Origin of the sequence: Nocardia sp. NBC_01499, from assembly GCF_045040275.1 — a bacterium.
GTDB lineage: Bacteria > Actinomycetota > Actinomycetes > Mycobacteriales > Mycobacteriaceae > Nocardia.
In genome coordinates, this window is record NZ_CP109426.1 from 213,615 (window position 1) to 226,413 (window position 12,799).

Below are 12,799 nucleotides of genomic sequence, written 5' to 3' on the forward strand. Positions count from 1 at the left end.
GACGATACTCACCCACACAGTGCGTGCGTGAGCAAGCTGCCGATGTCCGCAGTGGACGGTGTACCTGTGTAGGAGATGGTGATCGCGCGCCCGGCCGAGGTAGCACCGGCGACGGCGTTGAAGCCGTGGACACCACCGAGGTGACCGACAAACTGTGTGCCGCAAGGTAGTTGGGTATATCCGACGCCGAGCCCGTAGGACATTCCGTCACCGTTGCCCATATCGCTCCCGTCGAGCATCTGCCGCAGTAGGGGCTGCGGCACGACCTGTCCGGCCAGCAGTGCGGTGAAGAATCGGTTCAGGTCGGCGCCGGTGCTGACCAGCGCGCCCGAGGTCCACGGCAGCGACGGCTCCATGCTGGTTTGATCGGTGACGGTGCCGTCGATGGTGTCGTAGCCGGTCAGATGCGGGTCGCGCAGGCCGGTTTCGCCGGTGGCCGGTAGGTAGGTGTCCGACAGGCGCAGCGGAGTGAGGATGCGGGCGCGCAGCTCATCGGCGTAGCGGTGCCCGGTGACCTTCTCGATCAGCATTCCGGTGACGATGTAATTGGTGTTGGCGTATTGGAATTGGGTGCCGGGGGCGAACTGCGCGGGATGCTGCAGCGCGAGTGCGACTTCCTGTGCGGGGGTATAGGTTCGGTGATCCTGTGCCGCCGTGTGCTCGTTCGTGTCCGGGGATTCGGTCGGTTCGGGCAGTCCGCTTCGATGGCCGAGGATCTGTCGCACGGTGATGGCGTGCCCGTCGATGCCGTCACCGGTGAGCAGGCCGGGCAGATACGTGTCGATCGGCTGGTCGAGATCGATCCGGTGTTCGGCCACCAGTTGCAGCGCGATCGCGGCGGTGAAGGACTTGGTGATGCTGCCGATCCGGACATGCTCGGGACGGTCGGTCGGGATCGGGGTATGTGCCGCGACGTCGGCGAGGCCGGACGTCGCGACCGTGGTGGTGCCGTCGTCGGTGAGCGTGCCAACGGCACCGACGGCGCCCGAGCCGACCAGCGCGTCGAGGTCGCCGCGGACCTTGTCCATGGCGGCGACCGCGACGGTGGGTGCGGCGGGGTCGGCCGAGCCCGTCGTGCAGGCGGACAGGAGCACCGCTGCTGTGCAGATCGGCAGGGCGAAGGTTCGTAAACGCATGATCAGAAGGTAAGAACGCAAGGCCCGCAAACACATTGGACTGCGGTACTACCGCCCATCAGACTCCAGTACCAGGCTCGGATCAGTACTTCGGGATCGGCTGCCCGGTGCCGGTGGCGATCAACTGCGGCAGGCTCGTCTCGATGTAGAAGGTCCAGCCGCGCGAGCAGGCCTCGAAGCATGCGGATTCGGCGGCGGTCAGGCCCTCGTGGGTGAAGTGGAGGGTCGTACCGTCCGGTGTGGCGGTGATGTCGAAGATGACGTTGGTGTCGGTCCACTCGTGCTGGTCGTCGATGAAGGTGAGGTACGAATCCACGACGTGCCAGACCATCCGCTCACCGGGCACGACCTCGGTGAGGCGGAATCGGCTGAATCGGATTCCCTTCTTCTCTTTCGCCGTCTCACCCGCGTACTTGCAGTCGTCGGTGAAAACGAACTCGTCGTGCAGGGCGGCGGTGGCGCCGATGATGTTCTCGCTCCACCATTCGCGCACATTCGTGATGGCCGCGAAGACCTCGTCGGGGGTGTGGTCGACCGTGATCGTGGCGGTCAGGTGATCGGTGTGTGACATCTGTCTTGCCTCTCTGTTCGGTGGTGTTGTCCCACCGACGAAGAAGGGCGTCCCAGATCGACATCGATCAGGATCTTTTTCCGCGAGGGTCAGAGTGCGCGAAGGCGATCGGTCAGATAGCGGCGTTCAGCGTCGGTCGGGGCCAGCGTCAGCGCTTCTTCGTACGCCGCCGCGGCCTCGCTCGAACGGCCGTCGCGGCGCAGCAGATCGGCGCGGGTCGCGGGCAGCAGGTAGTACCCGGCGAGCCTGCCGGACGCGGTGAGTTCATCGACCCGAGCCAGACCGGCCGGGATACCGTCGGCCATGGCGATCGCCACGGCATGGTTGAGGTCGACCACCGGTGAGGGTGCCAACCGTGCGAGCTCCGCGTACAGGATGGCGATCTGCGGCCAGTCCGTGGCCGCCGCATCGGGTGCGGTGGCGTGGCACGCGGCGATCGCGGCCTGCACCTGATAGGGCCCGGCGCACCGCATGGCAAGCGCCGCTTCGAGTGTCGCCACTCCCTCGGCGATCAGCGCGCCATTCCACCGGGAGCGGTCTTGGTGCTCCAGCGTGACCAGCACGCCGCCCTCGGTCCGCTGTGCGCGGCGGGCCTCGAGCAGGAGCATCAATGCCAGCAGGCCGCGCGGTTCCGGTTCGGACGGCATCAGACGGACCAGCACCCTGGCGAGGCGAATGCCCTCAGCCGTCAGCGCCCGGCGTCCGTCCTCCTCGTCGTAGCCCTCGTTGAAGATCAGGTAGAGCACGGCGAGGACCGCGGACAATCGTTGCGGCAGTTGATCTTCCGGTGGTACGCGGTACGGGATGCCAGCCTCGACGATTTTGTGCTTGGCGCGCACCAGGCGTTGCGCCATCGCGGACTCGGCGGTCAGGAATGCTTTGGCAATCTCGGCGGTGGTCAGGCCCGCCAACGTGCGCAACGTGAGGGCGACCCTGGCCGGGAACGGCAGCGCGGGATGACAGCAGGTGAAGATCAGCCGCAACCTGTCGTCGGGAATCTCTTCCGCCGCAGCCTCTTCCGGAGCCAGCACCGCGAGTTGGCGCAGCTTCGCGGCTCCGGCGGTGTAGCGACGCAGTCGGTCGGTGACCCGGTTGCGTGCCGTCGTGGTGAGCCACGCACCCGGACGATTCGGGATGCCATCGCGCGGCCAGGTCGCCAGCGCCGCGGCGAACGAGTCCTGTGCGCAATCTTCGGCCAGGTCCCAATCACCGGTCAGCCCGATCAGGGTCGCGACCACCTGGCCCCACTCGTCCCGATACGCCGCCTCGACCGCGGCACGAACCGTGTCCGGCGCGGTCATTCCCACACGGGGCGGACTTCGACGCAACCCCAGCGCGCGTACGGATGGCGCGACGCGAGCTCGATCGCCTCATCCAGATCGGCGCACTCGATGATGTCGATGCCGCCGACGAAGTCCTTCGTCTCCGCGAACGGGCCGTCGGCGACCAACGTTTCGCCATCGCGGACGCGGACCGTCGTCGCATCCGCCACCGGACGCAACCGCGCGCCGCCACGTCTGGATCCCCGCCGGTCCAGCTCCGCCGCGTACGCCTGATGCGCCGGGTCTGCCGCGATTTCCGCGTTGGTCGGCGAAACCGTCTCGTCGTCGCAGATCAGCAGGACGTACTTCATGGCACCAATATGCCCGACGCCGATCAACGGCGCGCACGAACGCGATCACCCGGCCTGGATGCTGTTTCGAGATGCCGGATTGCTGGCCATTTCCGCGTGCTGAGCTGGTGGAGTCGATCGTCCTGTGACCGGATGTTTGCTCAAATGTTGCGGAGTGACCTTAATCGAGTTAAGTTCATCGTAAATAGATAGTCGTAAGTGCCCTGCCTGTTGAGTAATACCGGGAGCATCCGATGAGGAACCGACTTGTAGCTGCAACATTGCTTGTCATGGGTCGTGCTTGACATGACCATCATGATCACGCCAGACGACGATCTGCTGGCAACCAACGAGTTCCTCCGCGACGGCGTTCGGATGAGTGTCGCGATCGGGCGACCCCAGCCCTATCCCACCGGATCGGGCTGGCGGTGCCGAGTGCGCGTCGAGTACGGCACCACGCGCCTCGAGCAGTCCCAGGTCGTCGCACCCACCGCGCAGGAAGTCCTGCGCCTGGCGCTCGAACTGGTCACCACCCGCCTCAACATGACCGAGTCGGAATTCTTCGAAGGCGCCACCATGAGTCCCGCCGCCTGACTCCAGTCGTCGATTTGGTTGCGCCTCTGGTGAACACGGTGCGGCGGGGGCGGAGTGCGGGCATGCTTGAGGGGTTGGTGCAAGCCGGTAATCAGGGGTGGTGGGTCGACGTGGACGATGACGCCGCGATGGATGCCTATTCGCGCACGGTGATCAGAGTTGCCGCGTCGGTCACGCCGCATGTGGCCAGCGTGCGCACCAGACGTGGCAGCGGGTCGGCGGTGGTATTCACCGAGGACGGGTTCATGCTGACGAACGCGCACGTCATCGGGTCGGCCACCGGTGGTGAGGTGGTGTTCGCCGACGGGGTGGAAGCCCGATTCGATGTCGTCGGAATCGACCCGCTCTCGGATCTGGCGGTGTTGCGCTCGCGCAACGGCGCGCCGGGGGCGGTGACGCTCGGCGACGCGGACGAACTCGTCGTCGGCCAACTGGTGGTTGCCGTCGGAAGTCCACTCGGACTTGCCGGTTCGGTCACCGCCGGGGTGGTGAGCGCGCTCGGCCGTGCCGTTCCGGTCGCCTCGCGTCGTGCCGGACGCGTCATCGAAGACGTGATCCAGACCGACGCCGCCCTCAACCCCGGCAATTCCGGTGGCGCACTGTCGGATTCGTCGGGCCGCGTAGTCGGCATCAACACCGCCGTCGCGGGAATTGGCCTGGGACTGGCGATTCCGATCAACGCGACCACCCGCCGCATCATCGGCACCCTGCACACCGACGGCCGCGTCCGCCGCGCCTACCTCGGCCTGGTCGGCATGCCAGCCCCACTACCCGCCACCGTCGCCGCCCGCACCGGCCAGCCAGCCGGGGTCCGCATCATGGAGGTAGTACGCGGCGGCCCGGCCGAACAAGCCGGACTACGCCGCGGTGACCTGGTATTGAGCGTCGCCCGCGCCGAAGTCCGTGACGCCCAGGGTATTCAACGCCAACTCTTCTCCGACGCCATCGGCATCAAACTCCCGGTCACCGTTCTGCGCAACGGCGCGATGGTCGACGTGATCGCCGTTCCCATCGAACTGACCGTCGACTGAACCGACCAGGCGGGCCCAGCAGCGCTGGGTGTTCGACTGCGTCCCACAGCCGCATGCTTTTCTGCGACAAGACAAAAGGCGTGCGGCTGATGTGACGCCGTGGTTGCGACTCGGCTGGGGTGGAGCTATTCGGGGACTGCCGCGGGGGTGGGTTGCTCGGCGGGTGCGAGGTCCTCGGTGGTTGTCCAGCGGGCGTCCACGACGAGGCCGATCAGCCCGATCGCGATCAAAACGACCGAGAAGACGATCATTGCCGGGTGGGTGGTGCCGGTGAGGGCGTCGCCGAGGATGACGGTGCCGATGGTGCCGGGGAGCACGCCGAGCAGGGTGGCGATCATGTACGGCCAGAAGCGGATCGAGGACAGTCCGCAGCAGTAGTTGATCACCGAGAACGGCACCGCCGCGATCAGGCGTAGCGAGCCGACGGCCAGCCAGCCGCGTCGCTGTAGCCGATCGTCGACGGCGCGCACGGCGGGGTGGGTGAGGCGCGACGCGACCTGCTCGCGGTCGAGGGCACGCACCAGCAGGATGGCAAGGGCGGCACTGACCGTCGTCGCGCCGACGGCGAGCGCGATGCCGAGCACCGGCCCGAACAGTAGACCGGCGCTCACCGTGAACACCGTCCGTGGGAGCGGTGCGACCGTCACCAGCGCGTGGACGACGAAGAACAGCAACGGGAAAATCGGTCCGACCGAGGTGGCCCAGTCCTGGATCTGCCGTGGACTCGGCAGCGGGACCAGCAGTGCGGCGACGAACAATGCGACGACCCCGACGATCAACGCGAGCACGCGCGGGTCACGGATCAGCCTGGTCACCGGGGCCAGATTACCGGGTGGTAGTGGTACTAGGGGACAACACGTGGCAGCACTCCCGCTAGCATCAGAGGAAACGGGACGAATGCTCGTTAACCAAAGTGCTCGCTGAACTGGGCGAATGCGGCGGTTTCCGCACACACCACGGGTGCGCCCGCAGTCGAGTGGAAGAGGAAAAGCAAGCTATGCCGATTGCTTCAGAGCCCGGACCGGGAGCGGCGCCCGCGAGCGCGGATCCGGTTCCGCAGTTCGCCGCGTGGCGCAAGGGCGTGGCCGGGGTACTGGCTAAGGTCCGGCGGGTCGACATCGCCGAACTGCCGGCGGAACCAGAGCACCTGCTCGACGAAACGACCTACGACGGGCTGACCATCGCCCCGCTCTACACCCGCAAGGACGAGCTGCCCGAGCAGCCGCTGCCGGGAACGTATCCCTTTGTCCGAGGTAGCGACGCCACGCGCGACGTGCACCGCGGCTGGCACGTCAGCGCCCAATTCGGCGGCGCGGACGCGGCCGCGGTCAACCGGGAGATCCTGGCCGGTCTCGGCAACGGCATCAGCGCCGTGTGGCTCGGCGTCGGCGAGCGCGGCGTTCCGGTGGCCGACCTGCCAACGGCGTTGTCCGGCCTGCTGTTCGACCTCGCGCCGCTGACCCTCGACGCTGGCACCGCGACAGCCGAGGCGGCAACACACCTGTACACCGCGCTCGACGCCTATGACGCGGCCTCCCGCAAGGACATTCACGTCGCGCTCGGCGCGGCACCGCTCACCAGCCGGTTCGCCGGAACCGCCGATATCGAGCTCGCGGACACGGTGACATTGGCCGCCAACGCGGTGGCACGCGCCGAAACCGTGCGCGCGATCACCGTGGACGGCACCGCATTCCACAACGCGGGCGCCTCTGACGCTCAGGAGCTTGGTGCCGCCGTCGCCGCCGGGCTGGCCTACCTGCGCGCCCTCACCGAGGGCTTGGATATCGCGGATGCGCTGGAGCAGTTGACGTTCCGTTTCGCGGCCACCGACGACCAGTTCGCCACGGTCGCCAAATTCCGTGCCGCACGCCAGCTCTGGGCCCGCGTCGCACATGTCTGCGGCGCACCGAATTTCGGCGGCGCACCGCAGCACGCGGTGACCTCCGCGGCCATGATGACCCAGCGCGACCCGTGGGTGAACCTGTTGCGTACCACCCTCGCGGCGTTCGGCGCCGGAGTCGGCGGGGCGGACGCGGTCACCGTGCTGACCTTCGATTCCGCGCTACCCGCCGGTGAGCTCGGCGTCTCGAAGTCGTTCGCGGACCGCATGGCTCGCAACACCCAACTGCTGCTGCTCGAGGAATCGCGTCTCGGTTTCGTACAGGACCCGGGTGCTGGCTCCTGGTATGTCGAGGACCTGACCGGCGCGCTCGCCGCGAAGGCGTGGGAGTTCATGCAGGAAATCGAGGCCGCGGGTGGCTATCTCGCCGCGCTGGATTCCGGCCTGCTCGCCGAACGCATCGCCGCGACCAAGGCGGCGCGCGATTCCGATGTCGCGCACCGCAAGACGTCGGTCACCGGGGTGAACGAATTCCCGAACCTGGCCGAGCGTCCGCTGTCCGAGGCGGCGCGCGGCGACGATCGGGTGGCTCGCTACGGTGCCACGTTCGAGGCGCTGCGCAACCGATCCGACGCCTACCTGGCCGAGCACGGTGTGCGGCCGAAAGCGCTTCTGGTGCCGCTCGGTTCGGTTGCCGAACACAACGTTCGAGTGACCTTTATTGCGAACTTGCTTGCCTCCGGTGGTATCGAGTCCATCAACCCCGGACCATTGGAGGTGGGCGCGATCGCCGCCGCGGCAACCGAAGCCGGTGCGCCGATCGCGGTGCTGTGTGGCGCCGACAAGCGCTATGGCATGGAAGCCGGTGCGGCGGTGGCGCAATTGCGTGCCGCCGGGGTGCCGACGGTGCTGCTGGCCGGTGCCGCGAAGGCGATCGCCGAGCTCGATGACGCGCAGCGTCCGGACGGATTCCTCGCGGCGAAGATCGATGCGGTCGCCGCGCTGTCCGCCCTGCTTGAGAAGGTGGGAGCCTGATGACTACTCGTGAAATCAAGCACGTGATCGGCAATTTCGCCGAGGTGCCGCTGGCCGAGCACGCCCCGGAACCCGCCGACGTGGACTCGTCGCAGGTGGATGCCTACGTGCGCGAGGCGGCGACGGCGAATCACTACGCGCCCGAACAACTGGTGTGGTCGACACCCGAAGGCATCGATGTGCCACCGGTGTTCACCAAGGCGGACCGGGATGCCGTTGCGGCCGAGGGGTATCCGCTCGACAGCGTGCCCGGCGTCGCCCCGTTCGTGCGCGGTCCGTACCCGACGATGTACGTCAACCAGCCGTGGACCATCCGCCAGTACGCGGGCTTCTCCACCGCCGCTGACTCGAATGCCTTCTACCGCCGCAACCTTCAGGCCGGGCAGAAGGGTCTGTCGGTCGCCTTCGACCTCGCCACGCACCGTGGGTACGACTCCGACCACCCGCGCGTGCAGGGTGATGTCGGCATGGCCGGTGTCGCCATCGATTCCATACTCGACATGCGCCAGCTGTTCGACCACATCCCGCTGGACCAGGTGAGTGTGTCGATGACGATGAACGGCGCGGTGCTGCCGATTCTCGCGCTGTATGTCGTTGCGGCAGAAGAGCAAGGGGTCGGACCGGAGTTGCTGGCCGGAACCATTCAGAACGATATTCTGAAGGAGTTCATGGTCCGCAACACCTACATCTACCCGCCGAAGCCCTCGATGCGGATCATCTCCGACATCTTCGCCTTCACCAGCGCCAAGATGCCGAAGTTCAACTCGATCTCCATCTCCGGCTACCACATTCAGGAAGCGGGCGCGACCGCCGACCTGGAGCTGGCCTACACCCTCGCCGACGGCGTCGAGTACATCCGGGCCGGTATCGAGGCCGGCATGGAGGTGGACAAGTTCGCGCCGCGACTGTCGTTCTTCTGGGCCATCGGCATGAACTTCTTCATGGAGGTGGCCAAGCTGCGCGCCGGGCGGCTGCTGTGGAGCGAGCTGGTGGCGAAGTTCGAGCCGAAGAGCTCGAAATCGCTGTCGCTGCGCACTCATTCGCAGACCTCCGGGTGGTCGCTCACCGCGCAGGACGCGTACAACAACGTCGCGCGCACCTGCATCGAGGCGATGGCCGCGACCCAGGGTCACACCCAGTCGCTGCACACCAACGCACTCGACGAGGCGCTCGCTCTGCCGACGGACTTCTCCGCCCGCATCGCACGCAACACCCAGCTGCTCATCCAGCAGGAGTCCAAGACCACCCGTCCGGTAGATCCTTGGGGCGGTTCGTATTACGTCGAGTGGCTGACCCATCAGCTGGCCAACCGGGCCCGCGCGCACATCGCCGAGGTGGAGGCCCACGGTGGTATGGCGCAGGCGATCGGCGAGGGCATCCCGAAGCTGCGCATCGAGGAGGCCGCCGCGCGCACGCAGGCGCGGATCGACACCGGTCAGCAGCCGGTGATCGGCATCAACAAGTATCAGGCGGAAGAGGACCAGCAGGTCGAGGTCCTCAAGGTCGAGAACTCGCGGGTGCGCGCCGAGCAGATCGAGAAGCTGCGGCAGTTGCGTGCCGACCGGGATTCGGCCGAGGTCGAGCGTGCGTTGGCCGAATTGACCCGTGCTGCAGCCTCTTCGGATGGCGGCATGGAGAACAACCTGCTGGCGCTGGCCATCAATGCCGCGCGGGCCAAAGCCACCGTCGGCGAGATCTCCGACGCGCTGGAGAAGGTATACGGCCGTCACCAGGCCGAGATCCGTACCCTCTCCGGTGTGTACCGCGACGAGGCAGGGAAGGTCAGCAACATCACCAAGGCGAGCGATCTCGTCGAGGAGTTCGCCGAGGCGGAAGGTCGTCGCCCGCGTATCCTCGTCGCGAAAATGGGGCAGGACGGCCACGACCGCGGCCAGAAGGTGATCGCCACCGCCTTCGCCGATCTCGGCTTCGACGTCGACGTGGGCCCGCTGTTCCAGACCCCCGAAGAGGTGGCACAGCAGGCGGCGGACAACGACGTGCACGTCGTCGGGGTGTCCTCGCTGGCGGCCGGTCACCTCACGCTGGTGCCCGCCCTGCGGCAGGCGCTGGCCGATGCGGGGCGACCCGACATCATGGTCATCGTCGGCGGTGTCATCCCGCCCGGTGATTTCGACGCGCTGTACGAGGCCGGTGCCGCGGCGATCTTCCCGCCGGGCACCGTCATCGCCGATGCCGCGATCGACCTGCTGAAGAAGCTGGCCACCGCACTCGGTCATCCCGAGGTTGGTGCGCAAAGCGGTAGCGGCGCCGAGGGTTCCGCCGAGGGCGAATGAGCGAGCACAACGCTGCGGGTCCCACGACCGACGACGTCGTCCAAGCGGATTCGGCCGAAGGACGTCCTGGTTCGGAGGCTGACACACAGGGTTGCGGGATCGGTGGCGCCAACGAGACGGCCTCGCAGGCCGACGGTGGGGCGCGGTCGGTGGGACGGGGTCGGGCGATCGACGTGGATGCGATGGCGAAGGCGGTCCAGGCAGGGGAGCGGGCTGCCCTGGCGCGGGCTATCACGCTGGTCGAGTCGACGCGCGCGGATCACCGGGATCTCGCGCAGCAGCTGTTGCTGAAGCTGACGCCCGACAAGCACAGTTCCGCGACCGCCGTGGTGTCGAATCGTGTTGGTATCACCGGTGTTCCGGGTGTCGGCAAGTCGACGTTCATCGATGCGCTCGGGATGGATCTGATCGGCAAGGGGCATCGGGTCGCGGTGCTCGCGGTCGACCCGTCCTCGACCAGGACCGGTGGTTCCATCCTCGGCGACAAGACTCGGATGGCGCGACTGTCGGTGGAGCGCAACGCTTATATCCGCCCGTCGCCGACCGCTGGCACTCTCGGCGGTGTGGCCAAGGCGACCCGCGAGACCATCGTGTTGCTCGAGGCCGCCGGTTACGACGTGATCCTGGTGGAGACCGTCGGCGTCGGCCAGTCCGAGGTCACCGTCGCGAACATGGTCGACGTCTTCTGCTTCCTGACGCTGGCCCGCACCGGAGATCAGTTGCAGGGCATCAAGAAAGGCGTGCTGGAGCTCGCCGACTTGGTCGCGGTCAACAAGGCCGACGGCAAGCATGAGTTGGAAGCCAAGTCGGCCGCCCGCGAATTGGCGGGCGCGCTACGCCTGATCCACCCGCACGACGCCCTCTGGCGTCCACCGGTGCTCACCATGAGTGGCCTGGAAGGCATTGGCCTGGACAAGTTCTGGGCCACCGTCCTCGAACACCGCCGCGTCCTCACCGACGCAGGCGAATTCGACGAGAAGCGCCGCCGTCAACAGATCAACTGGACCTGGACCATGGTCCACGACCAACTCCTGCGCCGCCTCGCCGACAACCCCAACGTGAAAGCCATTCGCGCCCAAGTGGAAAAGCAGGTCCGCGACGGCACCCTCACCGCCGCCCTCGCCGCCGAAGAACTCCTGCGCGCCTTCGATGGTCACTGACGCGGGCTCACCCCTGGTGGACAGGGTGCCGCGGGCCGTGGGATGCTGCGAACGTCTCGCAGCCGCGGGACTATCCATGAAGATCGTCAGCGCCAGGTAGGTCGGTGGAGCGCGTTGGCGTGCTCGTCGGTGGCGGGCACGGCCGACCTCTGCCCGGTGGTTGTGCTGTGTTTCGAGACCGGCGATGTCTCGAAAGGACGCAGTATGAACACCGACCCCTTCGGTCTTGCCGGAGACGAGTATGTGCCCGATGTGGCAGGCGACTCGGCCGCGATTGTCGACGCATTCTTCGACCATCTCGCGGGGAGTTTGCGGGACGATGACCTTCCCGATGATCTGTTCGCCGGTATGCGTCGGTCGCTCATCGAGCTAACCGCCGCCGATGCGGAACGCTGTGTGGATGAGCCCGCGCGCGCCAACCTTCGGATGACTCTCGCGCTGGTGGTCGCCTATCGGGCATTGCGACCTCGGCTCGGCCGTGATGTCACCATTGCCGCGCTGCGGGCGGCGTTTGTCGAACCGCTCGGGGATGTTGTGCAGGCGGGGACGAAGGCGATGCTCGATGCCGCCGATGACCCGTTCGCCGCGATGGTCGCGGTGTCGAAGGCGCGCGAGAAATACGCCTTCGGTGCCGGATTCGACTTCGCGCGCACCGTGGACGATGACGAGAGCTACCACCTCGATGTCGTGCGCTGCTTCTATCACGATGTGCTGGTTGCGCATTCGGCACCGGAGTTGACGCCGGTGATGTGTGAGTTCGACGCGAACTGGATCGGCGCCATCGACCCGGCGAAGCACGGGTTCCGGTTCGAGCGCGTCACCACGATCGGGCTCGGCGGGACGCATTGCCCGTTCCATTGGGATCGCACCGAGGGCTGATCGGTCGCCGACCGGCCGAGGTCGTGGTCTGCCCGCAGCCTCGGTCGGCCGCTCTACCTGCGCAAACGATCGTGTCCGATCGATATTGCTATGGGTCTGCTGGTTGTCGAGCGGCATTGACGAGTAGTAGATTGGAAGGTTCCTCAGCTGGCGACGACGCGGCGATGAGGACTCGCCAGCTGGGGTGTTGCGGGGGGATCGGTCCCGCCGCAGGGCTAAGGAGGTGCTGGCGATGTCCGATGAAGCGATTGCCCGTCCGATGCTGGTGACCGTTGGCGATATCGGGTGCACCGCGACGCATGTTATGACCCCCTCCGGGCAGCATCCGCTGGCGGGCACCACGTGGATTGTCACCAATCAGACCAGTGTCAACCAGCGGATCCCGTCCTATGCGATCGTGCTCGCGGTGCTTTTGCTGGTCTTCTGCCTGCTCGGGCTGTTGTTCCTGGCGGTCAAGGAGGAGAAGATCCAGGGCTTCGTCCAGGTCAGCGTGCAGGGCCTCGGCTTCTACTACGCCACCCAGGTCAAGATCACCAACCGCGCGCAGGTCTTCGACACCGAGCAGCGCGTCAACTACATCCGCGGCCTCGTCGCCGCCCTGCCCGCCGCCTGACCGGCGCACCAGGTTCACGGTCGTCGCGGCCTGA

12 protein-coding genes are annotated in these 12,799 nt (G+C 66.9%); 7 read left to right on the plus strand and 5 right to left on the minus strand.

The window, feature by feature from the left end:
• Window positions 1-8 precede the first annotated feature (8 nt).
• The 4 genes from OG203_RS00920 to OG203_RS00935 form a co-directional block, all read right to left on the minus strand.
• Window positions 9-1,136 carry a serine hydrolase domain-containing protein gene (locus OG203_RS00920; RefSeq protein WP_405163716.1) on the minus strand — a complete coding sequence of 376 codons (1,128 nt, stop codon included), beginning with the start codon at window positions 1,134-1,136 and terminating at the stop codon, window positions 9-11.
• 82 nt (window positions 1,137-1,218) lie between these two features.
• Window positions 1,219-1,707: an SRPBCC domain-containing protein gene (locus OG203_RS00925; RefSeq protein WP_405163717.1), complete on the minus strand. Its 489-nt coding sequence runs from the start codon at window positions 1,705-1,707 to the stop codon at window positions 1,219-1,221.
• A gap of 89 nt (window positions 1,708-1,796) precedes the next feature.
• On the minus strand, window positions 1,797-3,008 hold the full coding sequence (locus OG203_RS00930) for an RNA polymerase sigma factor (RefSeq protein ID WP_405163718.1): 1,212 nt from the start codon (window positions 3,006-3,008) through the stop codon (window positions 1,797-1,799).
• Complete coding sequence (locus OG203_RS00935; RefSeq protein WP_405163719.1) at window positions 3,005-3,340, minus strand: YciI family protein; 336 nt, start codon at window positions 3,338-3,340, stop codon at window positions 3,005-3,007. The genes OG203_RS00930 and OG203_RS00935 overlap by 4 nt, the downstream gene beginning before the upstream one ends.
• Before the next feature lie 294 nt (window positions 3,341-3,634).
• On the opposite strand from OG203_RS00935, the gene OG203_RS00940 reads away from it, so the two are divergent.
• Together OG203_RS00940 and OG203_RS00945 are read left to right on the plus strand one after the other, a co-directional pair.
• Window positions 3,635-3,913, plus strand: a complete 279-nt coding sequence (locus tag OG203_RS00940; protein WP_405163720.1) for a hypothetical protein — start codon at window positions 3,635-3,637, stop codon at window positions 3,911-3,913.
• A 62-nt stretch (window positions 3,914-3,975) separates the two neighbouring features.
• On the plus strand, window positions 3,976-4,944 hold the full coding sequence (locus OG203_RS00945) for a S1C family serine protease (RefSeq protein ID WP_405163721.1): 969 nt from the start codon (window positions 3,976-3,978) through the stop codon (window positions 4,942-4,944).
• 125 nt (window positions 4,945-5,069) lie between these two features.
• On the opposite strand, the gene OG203_RS00950 is transcribed toward OG203_RS00945, so the two are convergent.
• A complete protein-coding gene (locus OG203_RS00950) occupies window positions 5,070-5,759 on the minus strand; it encodes a TVP38/TMEM64 family protein (protein WP_405163722.1) in 690 nt (229 codons plus the stop codon).
• Window positions 5,760-5,941: 182 nt separating this feature from the next.
• On the opposite strand from OG203_RS00950, the gene OG203_RS00955 reads away from it, so the two are divergent.
• From OG203_RS00955 to OG203_RS00975, 5 genes are all read left to right on the plus strand, one after another.
• Entirely contained in the window at window positions 5,942-7,819 is a 1,878-nt protein-coding gene (locus OG203_RS00955; protein ID WP_405163723.1) for a methylmalonyl-CoA mutase family protein, read from the plus strand.
• On the plus strand, window positions 7,819-10,113 hold the full coding sequence (gene scpA, locus OG203_RS00960) for a methylmalonyl-CoA mutase (protein WP_405163724.1): 2,295 nt from the start codon (window positions 7,819-7,821) through the stop codon (window positions 10,111-10,113). Before OG203_RS00955 ends, scpA begins: the two co-directional genes overlap by 1 nt.
• On the plus strand, window positions 10,110-11,273 hold the full coding sequence (gene meaB / locus OG203_RS00965) for a methylmalonyl Co-A mutase-associated GTPase MeaB (protein WP_405163725.1): 1,164 nt from the start codon (window positions 10,110-10,112) through the stop codon (window positions 11,271-11,273). The genes scpA and meaB overlap by 4 nt, the downstream gene beginning before the upstream one ends.
• Before the next feature lie 204 nt (window positions 11,274-11,477).
• Complete coding sequence (locus OG203_RS00970) at window positions 11,478-12,152, plus strand: L-2-amino-thiazoline-4-carboxylic acid hydrolase (RefSeq protein ID WP_405163726.1); 675 nt, start codon at window positions 11,478-11,480, stop codon at window positions 12,150-12,152.
• Between the two features lie 232 nt (window positions 12,153-12,384).
• Entirely contained in the window at window positions 12,385-12,765 is a 381-nt protein-coding gene (locus OG203_RS00975; RefSeq protein ID WP_405163727.1) for a hypothetical protein, read from the plus strand.
• The last annotated feature ends 34 nt before the right edge of the window (window positions 12,766-12,799 follow it).